This window comes from Citrobacter sp. Cpo071, assembly GCF_030332765.1.
In the GTDB taxonomy this organism is placed as follows: Bacteria; Pseudomonadota; Gammaproteobacteria; order Enterobacterales; family Enterobacteriaceae; genus Citrobacter; species Citrobacter portucalensis.
The window spans coordinates 1-252 of the sequence record NZ_JAOWHE010000002.1; the positions used below are offsets into that span (position 1 = coordinate 1).

Sequence of the window (252 nt, forward strand, 5' to 3'; positions counted from 1 at the left end):
AGTGATTGCCCCGGACAGCAGCCGCACGGAAACACAGTACGATGCGGGCGGCAGACCGGTCAGTATCACCGCAGGCGGCCAGACCCGCCGGATGCAGTACGACGCCGCCGGACGCGTGACGCAACTGACGAATGAGAACGGCAGCCACACCAGCTTCACGTATGACCTTCTCGACCGTCTGACGCAGCAGACCGGCTTTGACGGCCGTACGCAGCGCTATGGCTACAACACCGGCGGGCAGCTTGTCCGCAG

At 64.7% G+C, this 252-nt stretch carries 1 protein-coding gene; it reads left to right on the plus strand.

The window, feature by feature from the left end; all coding sequences use genetic code 11:
* The coding region (locus OGY09_RS00010; protein WP_286589701.1) for a hypothetical protein at positions 1–252 on the plus strand (252 nt) is incomplete at both ends.